This window comes from Pseudomonas sp. CHM02 (assembly GCF_000612585.1).
Lineage (GTDB): Bacteria > Pseudomonadota > Gammaproteobacteria > Pseudomonadales > Pseudomonadaceae > Aquipseudomonas.
The window spans coordinates 104,513-130,691 of sequence record NZ_JFCA01000001.1; the positions used below are offsets into that span (position 1 = coordinate 104,513).

The following is a 26,179-nucleotide window of genomic DNA, read 5'->3' on the forward strand; positions in this document are numbered from 1 at the left end:
GCCATGCTGAGTAGAACTGCCTCGGATCTGTACTGGATGTCGCGCTACCTGGAACGCGCGGAAAACCTCGCGCGCATGCTCGATGTCAGCTATTCGCTGTCGCTGATGCCGCAGGACGGACGCGGTGATGGCCTGCATGAACTGGCCATGCCGCTGTTGATCACCGGCACCCTGGACGATTACCGCGAACGTCACGGCGAATTGCACGCCGAACGCCTGTTGCACTTCTTTGCCCTGGATGCGGCCAACCCGGCCAGCATCTACAGCTGTCTCGGCGCGGCGCGGGCCAGTGCCCATGCGGTGCGTGGGCGGATTACCGCCGACATGTGGGAAAACATCAACGCGACCTGGCTGGATATTCGCGACATCGCCCAGCAGGGCCTGAGCCGCTATGGCATGAGCCGGTTCTGTGAATGGGTCAAGGAGCGCTCCCACCTGTTTCGCGGCGCCACCTACGGCACCATCATGCGCAACGATGCCTTCCGGTTCATTCGCCTGGGCACCTTTATTGAACGTGCCGACAACACGTTGCGCCTGCTGGACGCTCGCTATGAAATGGCTGGTGATCGTGCCGAAGCGGTCACCGACGGCACGGCCCACGCCTACTATCAATGGAGCGCCTTGTTGCGCGCATTGTCGTCGTTCGAGGCCTACACCGAGATCTATCGCGATGCGCCCGGCGCGCGGCAAGTCGCCGAGTTGTTGCTGTTGCGCGCCGATGTGCCGCGCTCACTGCGTGCCTGCAGCGAAGAGATCGACCAGATCCTGGCCAGCCTGCCTGGCATCAACGGCCGCCCGGCCCAGCGCCTGGCCGCCGAGATGGATGCGCGCCTGCGCTTTACCGCGATCGATGAAATTCTCGAGGAAGGCCTGCACGCCTGGCTGACCGACTTTATCCCCTTGGTCCGCCAGTTGGGCGACGCCATCTACAGTTCCTACCTGGAGGCCGCATGAGACTCTCCATCAGCCACGAAACCACCTACCACTACGAAGACCAGGTGCGCGCCAGCATCCAGTACCTGCGCCTCACGCCCCACGACAGCGAGCGCCAGCATGTGCTCAGTTGGCAACTCGACCTGCCGCGTCCGGTGCGTGCCCAGGTGGATCCGTTCGGCAACATCCTGCATGTGCTGACCCTGGATGAACCCCACGATGCCATCATCATCGGCGCCCGTGGCCAAGTGGACATCGACGAATTGCGCGAGGCCGAACACGAGAGCCAATCGGCGTTCCCGTTCCTGCGCTGCACCCGCCTGACCGAGCCCGATGAAGCCTTGCGCGGCTTTGCCGACCAGCATTGCCATCAACGTCGCGACCGCACGGCGTTGATCGACCTGATGCACGCACTGAACCAGGCGATGGTCTACACGCCTGGCGCGACCGAAGTCGACACCTGCGCCGCCCAGGCTTTTGCCGGCCGTGCGGGCGTGTGCCAGGACCATACTCATGCGTTCCTGGCCTGCGCGCGCAGCCTGGGCATTCCTGCGCGGTATGTGTCGGGGTATTTGTACACAGAAGACAGCACGCACCTGGCCAGCCACGCCTGGGCCGAAGCCTGGCTGGATGATGCCTGGTACAGCTTTGACGTGACCAACCAGCTCGCCCGCCCGGAGCGGCATTTGAAACTGGCGGTGGGGCTGGACTATCTCGATGCCTGCCCGGTACGCGGCATGCGCCGTGGTGGCGGGCATGAGCAGATGCATGCCAAGGTGTTCGTGGCACCGACACCAGTGATTTCCGTCCAGCAGCAATAATTCACCACTGATCAACTGTAGGAGCCGGCTTGCCGGCGATAGCGTCGTTCAGTGACTACATGGGTGACTGACCTGCCTCTATTGCCGGCAAGCCGGCTCCTACAGGGGCAACGTCAAGATCAGGGGTGTTGCTTGCGCCCGGCCATATGCTTCAAATACCCCACCAATAAATCCAGCTCACTGTCCGGCAACACACTGGCCGCAAACGCAGGCATCTTCGCCTGTGGCCAATGCCGCAAACTCTGCGGGTCACGGATATAGCGCTTGAGGAAATCACCGCCAAAATATTCGGTGGGGTTGTAGGGAATATTCAGGTCCGGCCCCACCTGGGCATCACCGGCGCCATTGAGACGGTGACACGCCAGGCAGTTTTTCTGGAACAGCGCAAAGCCTTGGTTGATCGGGTTATTGGCCGCCAGTTTCGGGTCGGGCAGCAGCGCCGGAAAGCGTTCCGCTACGGTCTTCAATTGCTTGATCGCGGAAATCTGGAACGGCCACTGTTCCGGGCTGATGTGCCCGGCTTGCGGGTCGGTCCACACCAGGTAGAACGGCCCGGCACTCGGTTTACCGTCGGCCAGCGCAGGCCATGGCTGCGTGGGGTCTTCCACCGCCAGCCAGGCGCGGGCACCGTGGTTTTCCAGCAGTGGCGCAGCCGTGAGTTCGGCGGCGAAACCATCGAGGGCAACGGCCTGCACGTGGCTCTCCGGTTTCAAGCCCGATAGGAGCGCGGCCAGCGGGACTGCGCGATAGGTCATGGTGCGCTTGTAGGACACGTCTTCGGTGATCTGCACAGTTTGCGCCTGCGGGTGCTTGAGCAAGTCAGCGGTCTGCCAGGTCTTGGTGCTGTGGTCGAGTTCGACGGTCAATTGCGCCGCCGAAGCGGGAAGGCCGATCAGCAAGGCGAAGAGGACGAGGATGGATTTCAAGACGCAGGCCCGACTCAAAGTGGCGATTGGGCTCACGATACCGGAAATTGGCGCGCAAAAAGACAGCCCCTGCAGGACCGCTATGCGCAATGTCCCGGCAGGTGCTGCCAAAAGCTGCAAACCCGGTGCTGTGAATGCACGGAATGTGGGCGTGGGGTGGTCACCCAATGACCTTGGTCAAGTTGGGCAAGATCAGAATCAGTGTGGTGGCGAACAGAATGAGTCCCGCCTGACGTACTTTCGAATGCTTGAACATGGCTGACTGCCTTTTGTTGTTATTCCTGAGCGTCAAATGCGTGCCGGTTTTTATTTCAGTATGGCGAGATGACGTGTCGCTTTTCTTACAGCTGCTCCAGCAAAACCCGGCAGCAACTTCCTACTGATTCAACCTTAGAGCCCTCGTTCTTCGTGGCTTAGACTCATTTCATATCAGCTAATCAATTTTTGAGCTTAAAAAGGCATGAGGCATATAGCCATCTTGGCGCCAATGCCTCGGCTAGACAGCTAAAACGATTAATCAGGCAATTACCTTAGGAGGCTACCGTTCGTCCGAGCGTGAGGGTCAAAAGCAATGAGCGCATCCGTCATTGAAACCGTGTCAATCGGGCCTAAGGTAGAGGCACACATGCACAGCGGTTCGAGGACGTCATGACCCAAGCTTTGATCTTTGATGCGATACGCACGCCCCGTGGCAAAGGCAAGGCCGACGGTGCCTTGCACAGCGTCAAGCCGGTGAACCTGGTGGCGGGGTTGCTCACCGCCCTGGCCCGACGCAGCGACCTCGACACCCATCAAGTCGACGACATCGTGCTCGGCTGCGTGACCCCGGTGGGTGACCAGGGCGCCGACATTGCCAAGACGGCCGCACTGGTAGCGGACTGGGACATCAGCGTCGCCGGCGTACAGGTCAACCGCTTCTGTGCTTCGGGCCTGGAGGCGGTCAACCTAGGCGCGATGAAAGTGCGCTCCGGCTTCGAAGACCTGGTGGTGGTCGGTGGCGTCGAGTCCATGTCCCGCGTGCCCATGGGCAGCGACGGTGGCGCCTGGGTGCTCGACCCGCAGACCAACATGCACAGCCACTTCACCCCACAGGGCATTGGCGCAGACCTGATCGCCACGCTGGAAGGTTTCACCCGCGAGGACGTCGACGCCTTTGCCCTGCATTCGCAGCAGAAAGCGGCGAGGGCCCGAGCTGACGGCTCCTTCAACAAGTCGCTGATCGCGGTGCAGGACCAGAACGGCATCGTGCTGCTGGACCATGACGAATTCATCCGTGGCGACTCCACCCTAGAAGGCCTTGGCAAGCTCAAGCCCAGCTTCGAAATGATGGGGCAGATGGGCTTCGATGCCACCGCGTTGCGGGTCTACAGCCATGTGGAGCGCATCAATCACGTACACACACCGGGCAACAGCTCCGGCATCGTCGATGGGGCCGCGTTGATGTTGATCGGCTCCGAGGCCAAGGGCCGCGAACTGGGCCTGCAGCCCCGGGCGCGTATTGTCGCCACGGCGGTCACCAGTACCGACCCGACCATCATGCTCACCGGCCCCGCGCCCGCCACGCGCAAGGCCCTGGCCAAGGCCGGCCTGCGTGTCGAAGACATCGATCTGTTCGAGGTCAACGAAGCGTTTGCCTCGGTGGTGCTCAAGTTTATCAAGGACATGGGCATCGACGCGGCGCGGGTCAATGTGAACGGCGGCTCCATCGCCATGGGGCATCCGCTGGGCGCCACCGGCTGCGCGATCCTCGGCACCCTGCTCGACGAGCTGGAAGTGCGCCAGCAACGCTATGGCCTGGCCACCTTGTGTGTCGGCGGTGGCATGGGCATCGCGACCATTATCGAACGCCTCTGAGCCCAAGGAATCTGTCATGACCCAAGCCATTCGTTACGAAAAAGGCCAGGACGGCATCGTCGTGCTGACCCTCGACATGCCCGGCCAGAGCGCCAACACCATGAACGGCGTGTACCGCGAGGCTATGGCGGCCACGGTCGAGCGCCTGGAGGCGGAAAAAGACAGCCTTGCCGGGGTGGTGATTACCTCGGCGAAGAAAACGTTTTTTGCCGGTGGCGACCTCAATGAACTGATCAAGGTCGACAAGGCCCACGCCAAGGCGTTTTACGACAACGTGCGGGTGTTGAAAGCACAGCTGCGTCGTCTGGAAACCCTCGGCAAGCCCGTGGTAGCCGCCATCAATGGCGCGGCCTTGGGTGGCGGCTGGGAGATTTGCCTGGCCTGTCATTACCGTGTCGCGCTGGACGACAAGTCGGTGCAACTTGGCCTGCCGGAAGTCACCTTGGGCCTGCTGCCGGGCGGCGGCGGAGTGGTGCGCATGGTGCGCATGCTGGGGCTGGAAAAGGCCTTGCCGTATTTGCTGGAAGGCAAGAAAGTTCGGCCGCAGCAGGCGCTGCAAGCTGGCTTGATCCACGAGCTGGCGGCGGATCGCGATGAATTGCTGGCCAAGTCCCGCGCCTGGATCCTGGCCAACCCGGACGCCAAGCAGCCATGGGACAACAAGGCGTACCAGATCCCCGGCGGTACACCGGCGAGCCCGAAAGTTGCGCAGATGCTCGCGATCGCGCCGTCGATTTTGCGCAGTAAAACCAACGGCTGTTTCCCGGCCCCCGAGAAGATCCTTTGCGCGGCCGTCGAAGGCGCCCAGGTGGACTTCGACATCGCGCACCTGATCGAGACCCGTTACTTCACTGAGCTGGTGACGGGGCAGGTGGCGAAAAACATGATCGGCACCTTCTGGTTCCAACTCAACGAGATCAACGCCGGCAGCTCGCGGCCGCAAGGGGTTGCACCCTACGTCACGCGCAAAGTCGGCGTACTGGGCGCGGGGATGATGGGGGCGGGCATCGCCTATGTCAGCGCCAGCGCGGGCATCGACGTGGTGCTCAAGGACATCAACCTGGCGGCCGCCGAGAAGGGCAAGGCGCATTCGGCGGCGCTGCTGGACAAAAAGGTCAGCCGTGGGCAAATGACTGCCGAGCAGCGTGAAACCATCTTGGCGCGCATCTATCCTACGGCCTCCGACGCCGATCTGACGGGTTGCGACCTGATCATCGAGGCGGTGTTCGAAGACCGTGAACTCAAGGCCAAGGTCTCGGCCGCTGCGCAGAGCGTGGTCGGCGCCGATGCCGTGATCGCCTCCAACACCTCCACTTTACCGATCAGCGGCCTGGCCACGGCGGTGCCGGACCAAGCCAAGTTCATCGGCCTGCACTTCTTCAGCCCGGTGGACAAGATGCCCCTGGTGGAAATCATCAAGGGCGCGCGCACCAGCGACGAAACCCTGGCTCGCGGTTTCGATTTCGTCCTGCAAATCAAGAAAACCCCGATTGTGGTCAACGACAGTCGTGGTTTCTTCACCTCGCGGGTGTTCGGCACCTTCACCAATGAAGGCATCGCCATGCTCGGCGAAGGTGTGGCTGCGCCGATGATCGAGACCGAAGCGCGCAAGGCCGGCATGCCGGTGGGGCCGTTGGCGGTGTCGGATGAAGTTTCCCTCAGCCTGATGAGCCATATCCGACAGCAGACGGCCAAGGATCTGCAGGCGGAAGGCAAGGGCGTGCCGACACACCCGGCGACGGCGGTGATCGATCTGTTGGTCAACGAATACAAGCGCGTGGGCAAGGCGGCGGGGGGCGGTTTCTACGAATACCCCAGCGGCGGGCAGAAGTATCTGTGGCCGGAGCTGAAAAGTCGCTTTGAACGGCCCGATCAACGTATCTCGCCACAGGATGTGCGCGACCGCCTGCTGTTCATCCAGGCCATCGAGACCGTGCGCTGTGTGGAGGAGGGGGTGTTGATGTCCACGGCGGACGCCAACGTGGGCTCAATCTTTGGCATTGGCTTCGCGGCGTGGAGCGGCGGTGCGTTGCAGTTCATCAACCAGTACGGTTTGAACGACTTCGTCGCCCGCGCCCGTTACCTGGCCGAGCAATATGGCGAGCGCTTCACACCGCCGGCCTTGTTGCTGCAGAAGGCGGCGCAGGGTGACGTGTTCCGGTGACCAGGTTCCGGTGACGATGTCCCGGTGATCAAGGGGAGGGGGCTTGCCTTGAAGGGGTATTTCAAGGCAGGCTCTGGGGTGTGCAATATTCCCATCACCGTGTCAGGTATTTTTTATGTCGCTACGCGTCTGTATCCTGGAAACCGATATCCTGCGTCCAGGCTTGATCGATCAATACCAAGGGTACGGGCAGATGTTCAAGCGCCTGTTCTCCAAGCAGCCGATTCCTGCCGAGTTCGTCGTCTACAACGTGGTGAACGGTGAATACCCGTCCGACGACGAAGTGTTCGACGCGTACCTGGTGACCGGCAGCAAGGCCGACTCCTTCGGCAGCGACCCGTGGATCCAGACCCTCAAGACTTATCTGCTCGACCGTTACGAGCGCGGCGACAAGCTGCTTGGCATCTGCTTTGGCCATCAGTTGCTGGCGCTGCTGCTGGGCGGCAAGACCGAACGCGCCGGACAGGGCTGGGGCATGGGCATCCATGACTACAAGCTCGATGCCAAGGCGCCGTGGATGAGCCCGGAAGTGGAAGAACTGACGCTGTTGATCAGCCACCAGGACCAGGTGACCACACTGCCGGAAAATGCCACGGTCATCGCCTCCAGCGCGTTTTGCCCGTTCGCGGCGTACCACATTGGTGACCAGGTGCTGTGCTTCCAGGGGCACCCGGAATTTATCCACGATTATTCCCGCGAGTTGCTGGAGATTCTTCAGACGACCCTGGGTGAAAAGGTCTACACCAACGGCGTGGCCAGCCTGGAGCGCGACCACCACGGCGTCACCGTGGCGGAATGGATGATGCGCTTTGTGGCGCACAAGCCCGAGGCCGCGTAGGAGCCGGCGTGCCGGCGAAAGCGGTCTATAACCAACCCGAACGCTTGAAGCTCGCCCACAAACCCGTGCAACCCACCGCAATAAACCCGAGCACTGCAAAATAGCCGTAGTGCCATTGCAGCTCGGGCATGTTCTGGAAGTTCATCCCATAAATCCCCGCCACCGCGGTGGGGAACGCGAGGATCGCCGCCCACGCGGCGAACTTGCGCTGCACCACGCTCTGGCGCGAAGCCTCCAGTAACACACCGATCTCGATGGTCTGGCTGGCGATATCGCGCAGGGTGGTGAGGTCTTCCATCTGCCGTGTCACGTGGATCTGCACATCACGGAAATACGGGCGCATGTTCTTGTCGATAAACGGGAAGCTGAGCTTCTGCAGCTCCTGGCTGATCTCCACCATCGGCGCCACATATCGCTTGAGCCGCAGCACATCGCGACGCAGGCCGTGAAGGTTCTGGATATCGCGCTCGCTCAGCGAGCTGCAGAGCACGTTGCGCTCCAGCTCATCGATCTCGGCGTGGATCGCTTCGCTCACCGGCTGGTAGTTCTCGGTGACGAAATCCAGCAGCGCATAGAGTACGAAATCTTCCCCATGCTCCAGCAACAACGGCCGCGCCTCACAACGCTGGCGCACAAAGCCGTAGGACGCTGAGTGACCGTTACGAGCGGTGATGATGTAGCCATTGCCGGCAAAGATATGGGTCTCGATAAACTCCAGCTTGCCGTTCTCGCGCACCGGTGAGTAGGTGACGATAAACAGTGCGTCGCCGAAGGTTTCCAGCTTGGGGCGGCTGTGTTTTTCCAGCGCGTCTTCGATGGCCAACTCATGCAGGTTGAACTGGCGCTGCAAGTTGGCCAGCTCCTGGGCGTTGGGTTCTTCCAGGCCGATCCATACAAAGTGGTCGGGTTTGGCGGCCCAGGCCGCGCCTTCATCAAGGGTGATATCAGTGACTTTCTTACCGGCGCTGTAGACGGCGGCCGCAACAACTCTACCCATGGTGCTGATCGCTTCTTATTGGGAGGACAGGTGTTGGGCAGCTTAGCCTGAATGGCGTTCCCTTGTAGCCGTCGTTGCGCCAGGCTTTTTGTAGTGAGCGAGCTTGCTCGCGCTGGGTGCGAAGCGCCCCCAAACTGTCAGAGAGAGGCCGGCGCCCACGCAGTTTGCAACGCGCGATCCATCTCTTCGATGCACGCCTCCATCTGCGCATGGCAAGCCTGCATCAACGCCGGGATGTCATCCGAAGTCAGGCCAACCGTAGGAATCGGCGGCAACGACCGTATCAGCACATCCCCACTGTTCCAGCGATTGAGCTGCATGTGCGTGACGTAATTGCTGACACACACCTGCACAATGGGCACACCGGCCGCAATCGCCATATGGAACGCGCCTTTCTTGAACGGCAGCAATCCTTTGCCCAGGTTGCGCGTGCCTTCCGGGAACACCCAGATCGACGTGTCCTCATGCTGCAACGTGTGGGTGGTGGTCAGCATCGCGCGGCGTGCCTTGTGCGCATTGCCACGGTCAATCAGCACATTCCCCGCCAGCCAGAACAACTGGCCGAACAGCGGCACCCATTTCAGGCTTTTCTTGGCGATGCACACCGTGCGATGTGGCACCACGGTGCCGAACACAAACAGGTCATAGTTGGACTGGTGGTTGGCGATGATCACGCAGGTGCCGGGCTTGTTGCGCAGCGAGTCCACGTCGGCCTTTACGTTCAGCCGCAGCATCCACATGGCCGGCAGCGCGTAGAGCCGAGCACACAGGCGGCTGTTGTCCGGGTTGAACGGCCGGCAGAGACCGACCAGCACGCCCAGCACACCGGCGAGCATAAAGTGCAGGCCCATCAACAACATACGCAACAGAAAAAGCATCGACACGGCCCACCGGGACAAAAGGTGGCGCAGTGTACGGTTGTGCACTGTATTCGGCAATTACCCCGGTAGAGGTAGGAGATAGGCGATGTTTAAGAGCATGTTTCAACATCTGCCGGCACCGGCAAGCTAGAGCGGCTGAAGAAGATTCGGAATCCTGTGTAAGAAAAAGCCCGACTCAAGGTCGGGCTCTGGCGTATCAGAAGCAGGACTTAACTCAGGATATGCCCTTGGTCCTGAATGATGGCCTCATCCAAGGCCTCCAACAGCTCCTTGCGCACCTTCAACTTGGTGTGTTTGTGAGCGTTCATATTGAGCTTCTTCAACTGACGCGCCGCTTCCAGCGCCGCGGCATGCAATTCCTCCGGTGCCACCACCTTGTCGAGGAAGCCCGCTTGCAACGCGCCCTGCGGGTCAAACATCTCGGCATTGATCACCGAGCGATGGAACGCCGACCTACGCAGGCGATCACGTGCCAGTTCGATACCGGCGTGGTGCATGGTCATGCCAATCGCCACTTCGTTCAGGCCAATGCTGAACGGGCCTTCCACCCCAATCCGATAATCCGCCGACAACAGCAGGAACGCACCCTTGGCCACCGCATGCCCAGGGCACGCCACAATCACCGGGAACGGGTGCGACAACAGGCGACGCGCCAACGTCGAGCCGGAAGTCACCAGGCCGATCGCTTCTTTGGGGCCGGCGGTCATCACCTTCAAATCATAACCACCCGACAGAATCCCCGGCGTACCGGTGATCACCACCACCGCCCGGTCCTTCTCCGCCTGGTCCAGCGCTTCATTAAAGGCACTGACCACGGCAGGAGAAATGGCATTCACCTTGCCGTTGCTCAAGGTCAGGGTCGCGATACCGTCTTCGAGGTGGTAGGCAATCAACTCACTCATGACGCGGTTCCTTGTAGGACTTGTTATAGAAGTATGCAGCAGACGTTACCCACCACGCCCGCGCTGGTAAAGCGCTGTGACTGACTGACCAGTCAGGCTTTTCTCCGGTGCGACGCGCCGTAATGCCCGAAGCAGGGCGTAATCACCGTCCCAGACGTACACCGCCGGTGCCTGAGAATGGCACAATCACCGCCCCTTGCCGGGCGTTGAGCGGCATAACGGGCTAACCGCATGAATATTCTGAAAAAAACCTTTGCCATCAGAAAGGCTTTCGACTACATTAGCGCGCCTCGACAGACTGAACTGGTTTGACGAGATACGGTGAAGTGTCCGAGTGGCTTAAGGAGCACGCCTGGAAAGTGTGTATACAAGAAATTGTATCGAGAGTTCGAATCTCTCCTTCACCGCCACATTCGATGTAAACAAAACCCCTGGTTTCGAGAGAAACCAGGGGTTTTGTGATTTCTGGGGTGTGAAAATCTTAACCTTATCAAATCACGGGCTCGGCATATTCAGGCGTCGCCCTATGATTTCCAGCAAGTCGCATTCGCCCCTTAACGGAATTGAAGCGCTTCAGGCTTGTACATACACCCAAGCCCTCAACCCCGAAGCCAACCCTACCTCCACCCGCTTGTAATCCGACACTTCGTACGCATCCGCCGCCGCCAGTTCCTGCTCCGTAATCTGAAACACCATCCCCTCAACCCTGGCGCCTGCCTCAGCACTCGGCGCGACAATCGGATGGTGAGTCTTGCCGCTGCTCGCCAGCACCTGTGGGTCAGTGATCTCCACCCAGCTTTGCGAATAGCCCAGCATCGCATCCTGCTGGCCTGTCAGTTCCCGGCCGAAGTTGGCCAGTTGTACGGGTTTGTCTTGCAGGGTGCCGTAGGAAAACAACAGCACGGGGTAGTCGGTGGAGCGGTTCATTTCAGTTCCTTAAGCGAGGAGGTCTTCGTAGAAAGCACCGTAGGGTTTGCTCGGGTGGGCGATCTGGATTTCCAGGATCCACAGCCCGGCATTCGGGTAGTGCTCGAAATCACCCAGGTCGCCGCCGCGATGGATGGCGTGGGGGAAGTCGCTGACGCGGTGGCCCTTGATGTCGAGGTTGAGTTGCCAGCCCATGGCCTGGGCTTGTTCTTCGGCATAGCGATAAAGCTCCAGGCCGACGACCTGGTCGTTTTTCCAGCGGGCCTGTACGCGGTCGAACAGGGCTTTGGCGGCGCTGGCGCAGGCGTGCATGTGCGGGTCGTTGCCGGTGGCGAACGTGGCGCCGGCATCACCTTCGTGGCCTTGCCAGACGGCGCCCATGTCGATGAAGAAAATGTCGTTGTCGCCCAATACCGGATCGCCGTCGGAGCGTTGTTTGAAGGTTTTGAGGGTGTTGGCGCCAAAGCGCACCAGCAGTGGGTGCCAGATGCGTTGCATGTCGAGATCGGCGAGGACTTGCTTGCCCAGGTCGCGGGCTTCGGATTCGAGCATGCCGGGACGGATGCGTTGGGCGAGTTGATCGATGGCTTGCCAGGTCATGGCCTGGGCGTAGCGCATGGATTCGATGCTGTAGGCGGCGCCCACGGCTTCTTTGGGTTGTGCGGTCACCGGCTTTTCCTCGGGTTGAGCAGCATCGTTCGTTATGCGTTTTACTATATAGCGCGGCGCTGGCCCAGCCAAAGCGTAAAGCGGCTGTGCGACGACTTTTTCGGCTGAAAACTTCTGTAGGAGCTGGCTTGCCGGCGATAGCGGTGGATCAGGTAGCACTAATGTCTGCTGCACCACCGCTATCGCCAGCAAGCCGGCTCCTACGTTCGGTGGTTTTTTTAGAGATGCAGCCACGCCAGGCCGCCCAGCACCACGGCGGCGGCGCCGGCGGTGTACGACAGGCGCTTGAGCCATTCCTTGCGCGTCAGCAACGTGATCGCCGCCAACGAAATCGCGATCTGGATCGCGGTCATCGCCTGGGCCCAGCGGTGATGCTGGTGCAACGCCTGCTCGGACTTTTCATCCCATTCCTTTGACGTGGCCTCAAGCTTTTCCGCCTGTTTGCGCACGTCTTCCTTCTGGCTCCTGTAGCGCTCGATCTCGTCCTTGTAATGCGCCACGTCGACACCGGGAATGTGAGTGGCCAGTTCCGCAAGGTTTTGCCGGCTGGATTTGGCTTGGTAGTAGTTCCACTGGTTGGCGGCTTCGGTCTTGATGATGGCGGCGTTGTTCTTGTCCATCGCCGCTTCGCTTTCGGTGGAGCCGGCCTGGTAGCTGAGCATGGCGCCGAGGGTGGCCATGAGGGCGGTCATCACGGCGATGCGGCTGGCGAAATTGTCGCCGCGGCCGTGGGCCTGTTCGGTGGTGTGCTCGAGGTGTTTTTCGTGGGGGCTGGGGACTTCGAAGGCTTCGGACATGGGGGCGTCTGTGAAGGGACTGAGGGACTCTGATTCTTCACCAGCGAAGCTGTCTCAACCCTGTACGTAACGCTGCAAACCTTCCACCAGGGCGTCGAACATCACGCGGCAGCGCGGGCTGTTGCGCAGGTCTTCGTGCATGGTCACCCACGTGTCCAACTTGATCGAAAAGCCCTCCGGCAGGACTCGACGCAGACGCGGATCGCGCTTGGCCAGTTGCACCTGGCAGCCGCCGATACCGGCACCGGCGCGGATCAATGCCAGTTGCGCCAAATCGCTGTCGCTGCTGAGGGCGAAGGCGCTGCGTTCGAAGCCCTTGATGGCCATGCTGCGGATAAACGCATTTTCCTGGTCGAAACCGATCACGGAGTGGCCCGCCAAGTCGTGTATCTGCAGGGGCAGGCCATGCTGTTGCAGGTAATCGTCGCGGGCATGCAGGCCGACTTCGATCAGGCCAATGCGTCGCGCCAAGAGTTGTTCCTGGCTTGGCCGGACCATGCGCACGGCGATGTCGGCTTCCAGTTGCAGCAGGTCGCTCAGGCGGTTGGTCAGCACCAGTTCGACCTTGAGGTGCGGGTGGGTCTGGCGCAATTGCGTGAGGATCGGCGGTAGCACTTCTACCCCGACCACCTCGCTGGCCGACACGCGCACCACGCCGCGCACTTCATCCCCTTGGGCAGACGCCGCACGCTCAAGCGCCGCCGCCGTGCGTTCCATGGTTTCGGCATGGGCGCGCAGGGTGCGGGCCATCGCCGTGGGCAGCAAACCGGTCGGTGAACGGGTAAACAGCACCACGCCCAGCGCCGTTTCCAGCGCGGCAATATGCCGACCGACCGTGGGCTGTGTAATGCCGAGCTGCCGTGCGGCCCCCGACAACGATCCTTCCCTGAACACGCCGAGGAACGACCGGTAAAGCTCCCAACCAATATTCGTTGCCATGCATAAATGTATAGCGACTCGATGGTCTTCGACAATTCCTCTATAGCTGCGCCACGCAGACAATGTTCTCACCAACCAACGTGGGAGCGTGTGATGAGCAAAGTACTGGTATTGGGTGCAACCGGTGGCATTGGCGGCGAAATGGCGCGTCAGCTGCATGCGGCGGGTTGGCAGGTGTGCGCGTTGACCCGTGATGTCGACAAGGCCCGTGGCCAGAACGCTGCGTTTACCTGGCTTGAAGGGGATGCGCTCAAGCGCAAGGACGTGCTGGCAGCGGCCCGAGGCTGTGCAGTGATCGTTCACGCGGTGAACCCGCCAGGCTATCGACGCTGGGCCGAACTGGTGCTGCCGATGATCGACAACACCATCGCTGCGGCCATCGCCGAAGGCGCCACCATCGTGTTGCCCGGTACCGTCTACAACTTCGGGCCGGACGCTTTCCCTTTGCTGCACGAAGACTCTCCCCAGCACCCGAAAACCCGCAAGGGCGCGATCCGTGTGCAACTGGAGCAGCGTTTATATGCAGCTTCAGGCAACGGCGCACGGGTGCTGATTGTGCGCGCCGGGGATTTTTTCGGCGCCCAGACGGCCAACAGCTGGTTTTCACAAGGCTTGGTCAACGCTGGCAAACCGGTGCACAGCGTCAATTATCCGGGCGCGCGAGGTGTGGCCCATCAATGGGCGTACCTGCCCGATGTGGCGCGCACAATGGTCGAGTTGCTGGAGCGCCGCGACACCCTGGAGGCGTTTGCACGTTTTCATATGGCCGGGCATACGGACGCGGATGGTACGCAGATGAGCCGGGCGATCCAGCGCGTGGTGCTGCGCAGGACGGGGCAGCAGCCGGTCGTCAGAACGTTCCCCTGGTGGCTGCTGAAAATGGTCTCTCCTTTTGTCGCCACCTTCCGCGAAATGCTGGAGATGCGTTACCTGTGGCAAACCCCCGTGCTGCTCGATAACACCCGGCTGGTTCAGGTGTTGGGTGCGGAGCCTTGTACGCCGCTGGATGAAGCGGTGGAGACGGCCCTGACCGGTATGGGCTGCCTGCCGCGGGCATTGTGAAGTTTGGCTCGAAGGGGCATGCGGCATCGGCCTCTACTGGGTAAGGGGCGGAGCGCTGATACTGGGTGGGTTCGTTCATTCAGAGGATTACCCTTCATGACGTCTTCAAGTGCAAAACCCGTTTGGTTTATCACCGGCTGCTCCACCGGTTTCGGTCGCTACCTGGCACTGCACACCCTCAGCCTTGGCTACCCGACCGTCGTCACCGCTCGTGATCCGCTGCAGGTGCAGGACATCGTCACCGATTACGCCGAAAACGCCTTGGTGCTGGCGTTGGACGTGACCGACCCGGCCCAGGTGCGTAAGGCGGTAAAAGCCGCTGAAGATCACTTCGGTCACATCGATGTGCTGGTCAACAATGCCGGCATCGGCTATTTCGGTTCGTTCGAAGAGAGCGAGTTGGACGAAGTACGGCGCATGTTCGAGATCAACGTCTGGGGCCTCAGCGATGTCACCCGTGCCGCGCTGCCGGGTATGCGTGCCCGGCGTTCCGGCACCGTGGTGAATGTGTCGTCAGTGGGCGGGATCACGGCTTTCCCGACACTGAGTTTTTACAACGCCAGCAAGTTTGCGGTGGAGGCGATTTCCGAGTCGTTGTCCCAGGAAGTTGCGCCGTTGGGCATCAAGGTGCTGCTGGTGGAACCGAGCGGTTTCCGCACCGACTGGGCCGGTCGCTCCGCCAATGAAGCTCCCCACGCCATTGCCGACTACCACGCCACCGCCGGCGCGCGCACGGCGTTGTTGCGCAGTATCGACGGCAAGCAAGCCGGTGACCCGGTGCGTGCAGCGATTGCCATCGTCAACGCCGTGGAGGCCGACCAACCGCCGCTGCGCCTGCTGCTGGGCAAGGCCGCGTTGGCCAATGCCCGCGCCAAGGTCGAAGCCTTGAACACGGATTTCAATGCGTGGGCCGAGGTGACTGAAGGGGCGGATTTTCCGGAATAAAGGTCGCCCGCACGTCATTGCGCAAATACCACCGGCACTGTAAACCGCGTCTTGCTGCCCTCCGGCGGACGCGGTACCGGGGAGGCGCGGTTGATCATGTCCAGGGTTGCAGTGTCCAGCTCGGTAAAACCGGCCGAGCGCACGATGCTGGCGCTGAGTACCTTGCCGTTGCTGTCGATTTCAAAGCGCAGATACGCCACGCCCCGGTCACCTCGATCGCGGGCGTTTTGTGGGTAGCGCTTGTAGCGTTCCAAGTGGGCGAGCAATTCGGCTTCCCATTGCACCTTTTGCGCCGGGTCGGCCATGCCGCGTGAGGATTGGTTCGCGGCGGTGGTGTCGGCGCTGTGCGCATCGAGTTTGGGCGGTGCCGTGGTGGTCGAAGGGGCCGGCTGTTCTTCCTGCTTTTTAGGGGCGGTCTCGAACTCGGCGGCGTGTTCCGGCGCGGACGAGTAGCTGCCACGGGCGGCGTCCTGGAGCGGGGACGTGGCGGTTTTGGCCGCGCTCGGGCGGGGCGCCGCCACGACTTTCCTGGGCACTTCCCTTGGCGGTTTTTCCGACGGCGTATTCAGCTGTTTCTGCACCACTTTGTCCGGCGCCACTTGCAGGTCTTCTTCCACCGCCCGGGCCACGGGGGCGGCAGCCAATTCGATCATCATCGCTGCGGGGGCGGCTTCGGCCACCGTCACGCTGGGCGTATGCAGCCACCACGCGATAAGACCGGCGTAGACGCTCAGGGTGATCAGCGTTGCGACACTCCACAGGGCCTTGCGTGGTGGGTTGAGGTAGTCGGGGGCGGTCTTGGAAGTCATGGGTTCATCAATAGGGATCAACGTAAAACGGGATGCCGAACACCGGCATCCCGCGCTTCAACCAAAGCAAGGTCAGAACTTGACGGTCAACCCTGTCCGCAGCGTTCGCCCGGGCGCGGGCATGAAGCTTTGGGCCAGCGGGTCCAGGTAGTAGACGTTGGTGAGGTTCTGTACCGCGAAGTCCAACTGGGTGCCTTTGACAATTTCGAAGCTGGCGAACAGGTCGTAGATCGCTGATTTCTGGTAGTACATCTGGTTGGTGGTGATGCCGTCGTTCCACGGTTTGTTCAGCTTGGCGGTGGGCGCGCTGTTGTAGACCATGCGCCCGCCGAGCACGAGGCGGTTTTCAAACCAGCGGCTGCCCAGGGTGGTGTTGACGGAGTACTTGGGCGGGTTCTGGGTGTTGGTGTAGGAGCCGGGGAAGCCGCCGTCGACGCAGTTGGGCGTCGGCGTGTCCAGTTCGTCGGTGAGTTTCTTCGCGATGTCCGGGGCGCAGGTCTTGGCGTTCAGGTAGTAGGTGGCGGAGATGTCGGTGAACACCCGGCCCATGTCATAGCTGGTTTGCAACTCGATACCCTTGACCGTGAAGCTGTCGACGTTCTGCAGGTTGCCGGCAAAGATGTCGGTGTAGTCACGGGTGATGTAGTTTTCGATCTCGTTGTTGAAGTAGGCAAGTTTGGCGGCGGCAGTGTCGCCTTCGATCAGCACGCTGTTTTGCAGGGTGCTGGCACCGAACTCCCAGTTCTTGCTGCGCTCGGGCTTGATGCCGTCAGTGGGCACGGCGGCCGTGAACAAACCCAGGGTGGATTCGAACAGGCTCGGCATGCGCACGCCTTCGTTGTAGTTGAGGTAGACGAAGCTGTTATCGGTAAGGTTCAGCTTCACGCCAAACGACGGTGCGAAGGCCTGGTCCTGGCGTTCGATGGGCGGCGCAAAGGAATAACTGGTTGGCTCGTCATCCGCGTCGAAGGTCGCCGGGCTGGCCTTGCGGTTGTGGTCCTTGCTGTTGAATTCGCTGTAGCGACCGCCAGCCGTCAGGGTCAGGCGCTCGATCGGTTTCCATTCCAGCGAGGTCACCAGGCTGCTTTCTTCGCGTTCGCCACTGCGGATAAAACGGTTTTACTGCAGGTCCGACAACAGCACCGGTGAGTTGTCATCGGGGCCCAGGTCTTCGGTCTGATAGGCGCCGCCGTACGTCCAGGCGAACTTGCCGGCACGGGTGTCGAAGCGCGAGGTGTTGCTCAGGTCCACGCCCCAGCGCTCGTCCTTGGTGCGGTTGCGCAAGGCATCCTTGTAGGTATCGCCGAGCGGGTCCGCATCGTCCTCGTGGCCATACAGCGGCGTCACCGTGACCAGGCCGTTGAAGGCTTCGCTCTGGGCTTTGGTGGCCCAGACGTTGGCGCTCAGATCAATCAGCGGGTTGTCTTCGGGCTTGTAGGTATAGCGTGCGGTGTAGGCGTTGATTCGCATGCTGCCCGGGTCCCATTGCGGCACGCTGCCGCTGGTATTGCGGATGACCTGCGACGGCATCACTTCGCCGTATTTGCCATCGGTGTAGCGGTAGGTCAGCTCCAGTTTCTGGTCCGTTGCCGGTTTGATGATGGCTTTGAGCAGCACCGATTCAGTGTCGGTCGAGGTGTTGAAGACTTCGCTGTCCGGCTTGAAGAATTTCGCCGCGCTGTTGGCCTCCTGGGTGACGTAGATGTACTTGCGGGTGGCCGGGTCGTATCGACGGACCTGCTGGAACACCTGGTACTTCTTGAAGCCCTTTTTGCCGGCGTAATAGTTGCCGCTCTGGCGCTGGGAATAGGCCGCGACAAAATCGACTGTGTCGCTGGTACTGGCAAACGCGACGCTGCCGGAATGGGCCGGTGAACCGAGCAGGCCGTTGCTGCCGTGATGCGGCGTGGCCTTGTACGTGTCGGGTGCATCGACGCTGTTGCTCGACAAGTCGCCTTTGAGGCGCACGCCGTAGGTTTCGCCGTCCTTGAGAATGTCCTTGGGTTGCAGGGTTTTCATCTTGACCATGCCACCGATGGCGCCCGCCGCATCGGCGCCGAGGCTGGGGCCTTTATCGACGCTGATTTCGCTGATCAGGTCGGGGTCGATGTAGCTGCGTTGCTGCATGCCGCTGTAGCCGCGGTAGGCATCGATGGCCTGCTGGCTGCCGTCGATGGTCACCGGCACCCGGCTCTGCCCCTGGATGCCGCGGATGTTCACGTCCAGCGCGCCGCCATTGCGCGCATCACCGGTTTGCACGCCGGGCACGCCCTTGAGGATGTCGGCGGGGGAGGAGCCGCGGAAGCGGTTGATGGTGTCGCCGGCGATAAACACGCTGGAGCCTGCCTTGGTGTAGACCTGCGCGGCGGCACCGGTCAGGCGGCTGGTCTGGCCGCCCTTGATGGTCACGGGGCCGAGCATTTCCGTATCGTCGAGATCCTCCAGGCCGGCGTTGGCGGCATTGCGGCGGCTGAGAATCAGGCTGCGCTGGACGTCGATTTTCCAGTTCACCGGTGCATCGCCCAGCAGGCGTTGCAGGGCCTGTTCCTGGGTGAAGTTCCCGCGCAAGGCTTGGGCTTGCAGGCCATCCACCAGTCCGGCTTCCAGGCCCAGTTGCAAGTTGGCCTGGCGTGCAAAGGCGCTCAGTGCGGTGGTCAGCGGTTGTGCGGGAATGTCGAAGAATCGCGTCGCCTGATCACTCGGCGTGCCGCTGGCTTCTGCGGCCAATGCCAGAGAGGGCTGGAAAATCGCGCTGTGGATGGCAGCGCACAGGATGGCCAGTGCCAACGGTGCAGGTGATCGGTGACCCATGTTTCGTCGCCTTAGCGTTTGGTATTGCGAGTCATTCGCACTACAAGGAGCTACAAAGACGAACACCAGCGCGATTTTTTTCAGGCCCGCGCATTTATTTTTCAATAATCGGTTTTTTGTGGCCGATGACTCTCAGCAGCGGCGAATATTCATGCACCTCACCACCGATCGGCGCGACCAGCGCTTGCAAGGCGCGGCGGGTGTCGCGCATGTCGTAGAGACCGGTCACGCGTTTGTTCGCCAGGGCCGGGTCGTTGATCACGATCCAGCCGTGCTGGTAGCGCTCCAGTTGCTCGACGACCTGAGCGACGCTGACGTTTTCGAAAAATTGCGTGCCATTGATCCAGCCTGCGACTTCCGTAGGCGCCACTGATGTTTGCGTTGCCTTGCCGCTTTGCCGGTCGATCCACAGGCGTTGTCCGGCCGTGAGGCGGTACTGTTTGTTCACGCCCACCGTGCCGTCGCGCACTTCCACGGCCAGGCCGTTTTGGCTGCGGGCAACGTCGAAGGCGGTGCCCAGTACGCGAACCACCGCGTCGTCGCTGCGCACTTCGAACGGGGTCTGGGCGTCATGCACGACGTCGAAAAACACCTCGCCCTGCATCAACGTGACCTGGCGCAGCGCGCCGTCGAAGGCCACGTTCACCGCACTGTGCGGTGCCAGCGTCAGGCGGCTGCCGTCGCTCAACGTGACCTCGCGGGTCTGCGCGGTGGCGGTGCTGTAGTCCGCACGCCACGCGGGGTTGAATACCAGCGCCGCGCCTACCGCCAACATGCTGATACACGCAGCGACCCGCCATGGTCGGTGCGAGCGGGCCAGACGTGGCCAGTGTGTGCGAGTCGTGGGCGCTTGCTGGTCGAGGGCGTCCATGGCGCGATTGACCTGCGCCCAGGCCTCGAAATGCTCATCGTCGCTGTGCAGCCAGCGGTCGAAATCGTCGAAGCGTTCCGGTTGGGCCTGCAGGTCCAGCAACCACTGGCCGGCATCTTCCAGGCTGCGTGCCGAAACAGTCCGGGACGGTTGGGCGTCATGCATACGGGCGTTCCTTACTGTGCGCGCCGTGGGTGGCGACGCTCGAGGCCAGGTGAACGATGGCGTCCTTGACCAGGCGATGGGCGGTGGAAAGCGAAATATTGAGATGATCGGCGGTTTGCTGCAACGTGAAACCGCCCAGGCGATGCATCTCGACCGCGATACGCATTTGTTCGGGCAGGCTGGCCAGGGCGGCAGCGATGCGGCTGGCGTCGTCGCCATGCACCACGCGTTGTTCCGGCGACAACTCCTGGCCCGGACGCATCCACTGCGCGGGCATTTTCTGCTGGCGTTTCTCGGTGGCCTGGCGGCGCACGGCGTCCAGCGCCAGGTTGCGCACGATCCGGTAAAGGTAGGCCACCGGTTGTTCGACCGGGTCATCCGCGTTGCCGCAAAAACGCAGGAACGCGTCCTGCACCACATCTTCGGCGCGTGCGTGATCGCCCACCACAACCTTGGCGTAGTTGATCAGTGCAGGGCGATGGTCGAGGTAGAGTTGCAGCCTGGCGGCGTTGTCGGTCACAGCGAAACTCGAAAAGAGATCAGAGCCTGGAGCGCGGCGACGTTAATTTAATTGAGAGTAATTATCAATACCGGGTCGCGACGGTTGCTTGCAGGCAACGTGGGCCGCTATTGTGCTGAATCCTTTTAGTCCTTCGCCCCAGGGATCTGTTGTGATGAATGCACCGCGTAACGTTGCCCCGATCAAAGCCGTGATTTTCGATATGGATGGGTTGCTGCTGGACACTGAGGGCATCTACACCGAAGTCACACAGATCATCGCCGAACGCTACGGTCGCACCTATGACTGGGGCATCAAGCAGCACATTATCGGGCGTGGCGCCCAGGACCTGGCTGACTACGTGGTGAAGGCCCTGGATTTGCCGATCACGCCGGCCGAGTTCCTGGAGGTCCGTGAGCCGCTGATGAGCGAGCGCTTCCCCAAGGCATTGGGCATGCCCGGCGCCGAAGCGTTGGTGCGGCACTTGAAGGCGCACAATATTCCGATTGCCGTGGGCACCAGTTCATCGCGCAATTCGTTTGGTCACAAGACCACCTTGCACCGCGAGTGGTTTGGCCTGTTCGACACCATTGTCACCGCCGACGACCCTGAAGTCGGCGCTGCTAAACCTGCGCCGGACATCTTCCTCACCGCCGCCCGCCGCCTGGGCGTTGCACCCGAGGATTGCCTGGTGTTCGAAGACTCACCGTTCGGCGTCACCGCCGCGAAAGCCGCCCACATGACCGCCATCGCCGTGCCCGACGAAGCCATGGCGGACAGCAAGTACCACCATGCCGACCAGATCATCCGCAAGCTCGCGGACTTCGACCTGGCGGCCTATGGTTTGCCACCTCTTCCCTGAATCAAACACGGTTAACCCTGTGGGAGCGAGCAAGCCCGTTCCCACAGGGTTTTGCAGTATTTCAGACGTCCTAGGCGCTGAAGCCACCATCGATGGTCAAGCTTGCACCGGTGATATAACCGGCTTCCGGCCCCGCCAGGTAAGCCACGAAGCTGGCAATCTCTTCCACATGTCCATACCGGCCCACCGCCATCAACCCGATCAGGCTTTCGGCAAAATCGCTGTTCGCCGGGTTCATATCGGTATCTACCGGCCCAGGCTGCACGTTGTTGATCGTGATACCGCGAGGCCCCAGGTCCCGCGCCAGGCCTTTGGTCAACCCGACCAGCGCCGCCTTGCTCATTGCATACGGGCCACCGCCACCAAAGGGCATGCGCTCGGCGTTGGTGCTGCCGATATTGATCACACGACCGCCGTCACCCATGTGCTTGGCCGCTTCCTGGGTCGCGATAAATACGCTGCGTACGTTGATGGCCAGGGTCTGGTCAAAATCTTCCAGCTTGAAATCTTCCAGCGGTGCGATGGCCAGCACGCCAGCGTTGTTCACCAGGATATCCAGGCGCCCAAAGGCTTCGACGGTGGCGTTGACCGCGTTGCGGATGGCCGCTGCGTCGGCGCTGTCGGCATGAATCGCCAGGGCTTTGCCGCCTTCGCTGATCACGCTGTTCTGCAGTTCTTCAGCCTTGGCGGCAGAGCTGACGTAGGTAAAGGCGACGGCTGCACCCTGCGCTGCAAGGCGCTTGACGATGGCGGCGCCGATGCCGCGAGAACCGCCTTGAATCAAGGCGACTTTGCCGCTGAGGTTGCGTGTGGTCATGTCGATCTCCTAGCTGTTCAAGGCGGAATGCCTTGTTGTTGGAGCCGAGTATCGACCTCGCCAACCGTTACCGGTAGACCGTGATTGCTATAGTCTGTGTAAACCAAAAGTTTAGAGTGGGGCGATATGGAGAGCTTTGGAAGTATCGAATGCTTCGTGCGCAGCGCCGAAGGCGGCAGCTTTGCCGAGGCCGCGCGGCACTTGAGCCTGACACCGGCTGCGGTGGGAAAAAGCGTCGCCAAGCTGGAGGCGCGCCTGGGTGTGCGCCTGTTCCAGCGCAGCACCCGTCGGCTGACCCTGACCGAAGCCGGCAAACTGTTTCTCGACGAAGTCAGCGGCAGCCTCACCACGATCCAGAACGCCGTGGCCAATCTGGCGAGTGCCGAAGGGCGGCCAGTGGGCACCTTGAAAGTCAGTATGGGGACGGTGGTCGGGTGTTTGTACATCGTGCCGCTATTGGGCGAGTTTCTGAAACGCTACCCGGATATCAGTCCAGACTGGCATTTTGATAATCGCCAAGTCGACTTGATAGGCCAGGGGTTCGATGCGGCGCTAGGCGGCGGCTTTGAACTGCCCCAAGGCGTAGTGGCGCGCAAGCTGGCCCCGGCCCACAGGGTGCTGGTGGCGTCACCCGAATACCTGTCTGCGCGTGCAGTGTTTTCACGGCCGCAGGACCTTGACTCCGGTGATGGCATCCTGATTCGTTCCCCGCAAACCGGGCGCGTGCGTTCCTGGCAACTGACTCATCGTAGCGGCGAGCACGGCCCGTTGAACCTCAAGGTGCGCATGACTATGAGCGATTCGCAGGCCGCCTGTGTCGCTGCTGAGCAGGCGTTGGGTATCGCCCTGGTGAGCATGCCGTTTGCCGTGCCTTGGCTGGCGAGCGGCAAGTTGGTGCGTGTGCTGCCCGACTGGTACGTCGACGACGGCAACATCTCCATCTATTACGCCGAACACAAACTCCTGCCCGGCAAGACCCGGGCATTTGTGGATTTCATCATCGAGCAGTTTGCCGAGCAGCAGTTGGGGCAGCGATTCAGTGCCATTTGATTGCACGCTCACACCGCATCGCCGCCATCGCAGGCAAGCCAGCTCCCACCCTGAAATGCATCCTCCTGTGGGAGCTGGCTTGCCTGCGATGGCCACACCTCGGTCTACCGTTCGAACTGGCCCGGCCAACCGATGACTTTTTTCGGCCTCGGTGTTGCATAGGTCCTGATCTTCGACGTCGACAACCCCAGCCGCACCAGCGATTCGGCAATGGTCACCGCGGCAGTCACCCCGTCCACCACCGGTACGCCGGTGCGCCGGCGAATCTGCTCATCCAGCCCGGCCATGCCGCCACAGCCCAGGCAGATCACCTCGGCCTTGTCCTCGCTGATGGCCAATTCCGCCTGGCGCACGATGGCTTCCATGGCCGCCAGCGGGTCTTCTTCCAGCTCCAGCACCGCCATGCCACTGGCGCGCACCGAGGCGCAGCGCGAGTACAGGCCGGCCAGTTTCAAGCGGTCTTCGATCAACGGCACGGTGCGGTCCAGGGTGGTGACCACCGAATACGCGTGGCCCAGGAACATCGCCGTGCTCGCAGCGGCTTCGGTAATGTCCACCACCGGCACGTTGAGCAATTCCTGCAAGCCTTCGCGGCCATGCTCGCCGTAACCGGCCTGGATCACCGCGTCGAACGGCTGGTCGTAAGCCATCACCCGGTCCATCACCGCGATGGCGGCCAGGTAGCTTTCGAAATTGCCCTCCACCGACTCCGCGCCGAAGTAAGGCGTGAGCCCGACAATCTCGGTGCCGGGCGCGGCCACGGCGCGTGCCTGTTGGGCGATGGTTTCGGTGATGGATTCGGTGGTGTTGACGTTGACCACGAGGATGCGCATGGAGGGTCCTTGATTAATGACTGACGTTATCGACTGCAATGCTTTCGCCGCTGACATCGGCGTAGAACGGTTGGCGCTTGGCGATCAGCCGGTACAACAGCCCTGCAATACCGGCGCCAAACAGCCAGGAAAACGGCGAGACACTGGCAAACCCGGGCAGCAGCGCGAGGAGAATGGCGATAACCGCTGCAGGAATAAATGCCGCCACCGCACGCAAGTTGATGCCACGGCTGTAGTAATAAACGCCATTCGGGTCTTCGCTATACAACTGCGGCACGTCGACCTGGCTTTTACGGATCAGCCAGTAATCGACCATGATCACCCCGTACAACGGCCCCAGCAGCGCGCCCAGGCCGGAGAGGAAATACACGATCACCAGCGGGCTGTTGTAGAGGTTCCACGGCAGGATCAGTACAGCCACGGTGGCGCTGATCAACCCGGCGCGGCGGAAGTTCAGGTACTTGGGCGCCAGGTTGCTCAGCACAAAGGCCGGTGCGACGAAGTTGGCCATGATGTTCACCGCCACGGTAACAATCAGGAACGCCAGGCAACCCAGCACCAGAAAGAACGTGTTCGGGATCGCGGCGATGATCTCGGTGGGGCTTTCGATCACCCGGCCATTGAGCTGGAATTGCCCGCCGCACAGCAGCACGGTGATCGCGGCAAACACCAGGATATTCACCGGCAGGCCCCAGAAGTTGCCGACCAGGATGGTCTTGCGGCAGGGCGAAGAGCGGGCGAAGTCGCAGAAGTTGAGGATCAGTGTGCCGTAGATCGCCAGCCACAGCGCGCCACCGGCAAAGATATTGCGCCACATCTCGCCGCCACTCAGCGGTTCGCGGATAGACCAGGCTATGTTGCCGCCCGCCTGGAAATACATCCAGCCGGCCAACGAGGCTACCGTCAGCAGAATCACCGGCCCGGCGAAGCCTTCATAGCGGCGCACCATCTCCATGCCGTAGGCCAGGATCACCAGTTGCACCAGCCAGATCGACACAAAACACGCCCAGCCGAGTGACGACAGGCCAAGGATCGAGTTGTGGTCGTATTCGGCAAAGCCTGGATGAATCGCCGTCAGCAGCACGCGGAAAACCACCGAGGCCAGGTAGGTCTGGATACCGAACCAGGCAATCGCAATCACTGCGCGGATCAACGCCGGAATCTGCGCACCATGGATGCCGAAGCTGATGCGGCTGATGACCGGAAAGGGCACGCCGGTCTTCTGGCCCATATAGCCCGACAGGTTCATGAAGAAGTACACCAGCGCCGCACCGATGCCCAGGGATAACAGAATCTGCCAGCCGCCCAGGCCCAGTGCATACAGGCCAATGGCGAACGAGTAGTTGGCAATGTTGTGCACGTCATTGGTCCACAGCGCGAAGATGCTGTAGCGCCCCCACCGTCGACCTTCCACCTTGGTGGGCGCCAGGTCCTTGTTATGCAGGCGCGGGCTGAGCACCAACGGGCCGGGATTCGTGGCGTCGGGGTTCAGGGAAGAGGAGGGCAGATCCAGTGCGATGTTATTCGAGAGGCTTGTACGCATTCCGGCAGGCTCCAGCACATCGGCAGCCAGGCCGCAGATGGCAAAGTGTATGTATGTTTTGCATTTATTGTATACAAAACGCGTTTCACCTTAAGCCACTTGCGTGCCAGTTTTCGATCTATGAAAACCTTGGGTAATTTCGTTTTTATGGACGTAGGGAATAACTGTCTGAATTCAAAGCGATATAAATTGACCGTTTGAACAGCTATTTATTTTTGAGGGTGAGGTGTGTGCAAAACAGCGAAGGCTTTAGAGCGGGGAGTA

The 26,179-nt window shown here is 61.2% G+C and carries 25 protein-coding genes and 1 tRNA gene; 10 read left to right on the forward strand and 16 right to left on the reverse strand.

Going from position 1 to position 26,179, the window contains the following annotated elements:
• Window positions 1-3: 3 nt before the first annotated feature.
• Both BM70_RS0100505 and BM70_RS0100510 read left to right on the forward strand, forming a co-directional pair.
• Complete coding sequence (locus tag BM70_RS0100505; protein WP_025854183.1) at window positions 4-954, forward strand: alpha-E domain-containing protein; 951 nt, start codon at window positions 4-6, stop codon at window positions 952-954.
• Window positions 951-1,754 carry a transglutaminase family protein gene (locus BM70_RS0100510; protein WP_025854184.1) on the forward strand — a complete coding sequence of 268 codons (804 nt, stop codon included), beginning with the start codon at window positions 951-953 and terminating at the stop codon, window positions 1,752-1,754. Before BM70_RS0100505 ends, BM70_RS0100510 begins: the two co-directional genes overlap by 4 nt.
• A gap of 119 nt (window positions 1,755-1,873) precedes the next feature.
• Here the strand turns inward: BM70_RS0100510 and BM70_RS0100515 are convergent, their stop codons facing one another.
• Window positions 1,874-2,680: a cytochrome c gene (locus tag BM70_RS0100515; protein WP_025854185.1), complete on the reverse strand. Its 807-nt coding sequence runs from the start codon at window positions 2,678-2,680 to the stop codon at window positions 1,874-1,876.
• 648 nt (window positions 2,681-3,328) lie between these two features.
• Here BM70_RS0100515 and BM70_RS0100525 point away from each other — a divergent pair.
• From BM70_RS0100525 to BM70_RS0100535, 3 genes are all read left to right on the forward strand, one after another.
• Window positions 3,329-4,534: an acetyl-CoA C-acetyltransferase gene (locus BM70_RS0100525; RefSeq protein ID WP_025854186.1), complete on the forward strand. Its 1,206-nt coding sequence runs from the start codon at window positions 3,329-3,331 to the stop codon at window positions 4,532-4,534.
• A 16-nt stretch (window positions 4,535-4,550) separates the two neighbouring features.
• Window positions 4,551-6,698 (forward strand): 3-hydroxyacyl-CoA dehydrogenase NAD-binding domain-containing protein, encoded by a 2,148-nt coding sequence (locus BM70_RS0100530; protein ID WP_025854187.1) that lies wholly within the window; start codon window positions 4,551-4,553, stop codon window positions 6,696-6,698.
• Window positions 6,699-6,813: 115 nt separating this feature from the next.
• A complete protein-coding gene (locus BM70_RS0100535; RefSeq protein ID WP_025854188.1) occupies window positions 6,814-7,536 on the forward strand; it encodes an amidotransferase in 723 nt (240 codons plus the stop codon).
• 25 nt (window positions 7,537-7,561) lie between these two features.
• Here BM70_RS0100535 and BM70_RS0100540 read toward each other — a convergent pair whose 3' ends face one another.
• From BM70_RS0100540 to BM70_RS0100550, 3 genes are all read right to left on the reverse strand, one after another.
• Window positions 7,562-8,533, reverse strand: a complete 972-nt coding sequence (locus tag BM70_RS0100540; protein ID WP_025854189.1) for a magnesium and cobalt transport protein CorA — start codon at window positions 8,531-8,533, stop codon at window positions 7,562-7,564.
• Window positions 8,534-8,670: 137 nt separating this feature from the next.
• Window positions 8,671-9,411: a 1-acyl-sn-glycerol-3-phosphate acyltransferase gene (locus BM70_RS0100545; RefSeq protein WP_025854190.1), complete on the reverse strand. Its 741-nt coding sequence runs from the start codon at window positions 9,409-9,411 to the stop codon at window positions 8,671-8,673.
• A gap of 212 nt (window positions 9,412-9,623) precedes the next feature.
• A complete protein-coding gene (locus BM70_RS0100550) occupies window positions 9,624-10,316 on the reverse strand; it encodes a crotonase/enoyl-CoA hydratase family protein (RefSeq protein WP_025854191.1) in 693 nt (230 codons plus the stop codon).
• Between the two features lie 320 nt (window positions 10,317-10,636).
• Here BM70_RS0100550 and BM70_RS0100555 point away from each other — a divergent pair.
• A tRNA-Ser gene (locus BM70_RS0100555) sits at window positions 10,637-10,726 on the forward strand.
• A 163-nt stretch (window positions 10,727-10,889) separates the two neighbouring features.
• On the opposite strand, the gene BM70_RS0100560 is transcribed toward BM70_RS0100555, so the two are convergent.
• From BM70_RS0100560 to BM70_RS0100575, 4 genes are all read right to left on the reverse strand, one after another.
• Window positions 10,890-11,243, reverse strand: a complete 354-nt coding sequence (locus tag BM70_RS0100560) for a gamma-glutamylcyclotransferase family protein (protein WP_025854192.1) — start codon at window positions 11,241-11,243, stop codon at window positions 10,890-10,892.
• Window positions 11,244-11,252: 9 nt separating this feature from the next.
• Window positions 11,253-11,912: a M24 family metallopeptidase gene (locus BM70_RS0100565; RefSeq protein ID WP_025854193.1), complete on the reverse strand. Its 660-nt coding sequence runs from the start codon at window positions 11,910-11,912 to the stop codon at window positions 11,253-11,255.
• Window positions 11,913-12,130: 218 nt separating this feature from the next.
• The gene (locus BM70_RS0100570; RefSeq protein ID WP_025854194.1) at window positions 12,131-12,709 is read right to left on the reverse strand and encodes a DUF4337 domain-containing protein; all 579 of its coding nucleotides are present in this window, start codon (window positions 12,707-12,709) and stop codon (window positions 12,131-12,133) included.
• Window positions 12,710-12,763: 54 nt separating this feature from the next.
• A complete protein-coding gene (locus tag BM70_RS0100575) occupies window positions 12,764-13,648 on the reverse strand; it encodes a LysR family transcriptional regulator (RefSeq protein WP_025854195.1) in 885 nt (294 codons plus the stop codon).
• A 93-nt stretch (window positions 13,649-13,741) separates the two neighbouring features.
• Between BM70_RS0100575 and BM70_RS0100580 the strand changes: the two genes are divergently transcribed.
• Window positions 13,742-14,710: an NAD-dependent epimerase/dehydratase family protein gene (locus BM70_RS0100580; RefSeq protein ID WP_025854196.1), complete on the forward strand. Its 969-nt coding sequence runs from the start codon at window positions 13,742-13,744 to the stop codon at window positions 14,708-14,710.
• Between the two features lie 96 nt (window positions 14,711-14,806).
• Entirely contained in the window at window positions 14,807-15,655 is an 849-nt protein-coding gene (locus BM70_RS0100585; RefSeq protein WP_025854197.1) for an oxidoreductase, read from the forward strand.
• Window positions 15,656-15,669: 14 nt separating this feature from the next.
• Here the strand turns inward: BM70_RS0100585 and BM70_RS31805 are convergent, their stop codons facing one another.
• From BM70_RS31805 to BM70_RS0100605, 5 genes are all read right to left on the reverse strand, one after another.
• A complete protein-coding gene (locus BM70_RS31805; protein ID WP_025854198.1) occupies window positions 15,670-16,464 on the reverse strand; it encodes an energy transducer TonB in 795 nt (264 codons plus the stop codon).
• Between the two features lie 72 nt (window positions 16,465-16,536).
• Complete coding sequence (locus BM70_RS31810) at window positions 16,537-17,574, reverse strand: TonB-dependent receptor domain-containing protein (RefSeq protein ID WP_081782019.1); 1,038 nt, start codon at window positions 17,572-17,574, stop codon at window positions 16,537-16,539.
• 9 nt (window positions 17,575-17,583) lie between these two features.
• The gene (locus BM70_RS31815; protein ID WP_051556731.1) at window positions 17,584-19,275 is read right to left on the reverse strand and encodes a TonB-dependent receptor; all 1,692 of its coding nucleotides are present in this window, start codon (window positions 19,273-19,275) and stop codon (window positions 17,584-17,586) included.
• 94 nt (window positions 19,276-19,369) lie between these two features.
• On the reverse strand, window positions 19,370-20,311 hold the full coding sequence (locus BM70_RS0100600) for a FecR family protein (RefSeq protein ID WP_025854199.1): 942 nt from the start codon (window positions 20,309-20,311) through the stop codon (window positions 19,370-19,372).
• Window positions 20,304-20,831: a sigma-70 family RNA polymerase sigma factor gene (locus BM70_RS0100605; protein ID WP_025854200.1), complete on the reverse strand. Its 528-nt coding sequence runs from the start codon at window positions 20,829-20,831 to the stop codon at window positions 20,304-20,306. The genes BM70_RS0100600 and BM70_RS0100605 overlap by 8 nt, the downstream gene beginning before the upstream one ends.
• Window positions 20,832-20,985: 154 nt before the next feature.
• On the opposite strand from BM70_RS0100605, the gene BM70_RS0100610 reads away from it, so the two are divergent.
• A complete protein-coding gene (locus BM70_RS0100610) occupies window positions 20,986-21,672 on the forward strand; it encodes an HAD-IA family hydrolase (protein WP_025854201.1) in 687 nt (228 codons plus the stop codon).
• Between the two features lie 70 nt (window positions 21,673-21,742).
• Here BM70_RS0100610 and BM70_RS0100615 read toward each other — a convergent pair whose 3' ends face one another.
• Entirely contained in the window at window positions 21,743-22,489 is a 747-nt protein-coding gene (locus tag BM70_RS0100615; protein ID WP_025854202.1) for a 3-oxoacyl-ACP reductase family protein, read from the reverse strand.
• 126 nt (window positions 22,490-22,615) lie between these two features.
• On the opposite strand from BM70_RS0100615, the gene BM70_RS0100620 reads away from it, so the two are divergent.
• On the forward strand, window positions 22,616-23,539 hold the full coding sequence (locus BM70_RS0100620; protein ID WP_025854203.1) for a LysR family transcriptional regulator: 924 nt from the start codon (window positions 22,616-22,618) through the stop codon (window positions 23,537-23,539).
• A 104-nt stretch (window positions 23,540-23,643) separates the two neighbouring features.
• Here the strand turns inward: BM70_RS0100620 and BM70_RS0100625 are convergent, their stop codons facing one another.
• Both BM70_RS0100625 and BM70_RS0100630 read right to left on the reverse strand, forming a co-directional pair.
• A complete protein-coding gene (locus tag BM70_RS0100625) occupies window positions 23,644-24,372 on the reverse strand; it encodes an aspartate/glutamate racemase family protein (RefSeq protein WP_025854204.1) in 729 nt (242 codons plus the stop codon).
• Window positions 24,373-24,385: 13 nt separating this feature from the next.
• Window positions 24,386-25,915, reverse strand: coding sequence for an NCS1 family nucleobase:cation symporter-1 (locus BM70_RS0100630; protein WP_025854205.1), 1,530 nt, complete (start codon window positions 25,913-25,915; stop codon window positions 24,386-24,388).
• Window positions 25,916-26,179: the final 264 nt, after the last annotated feature.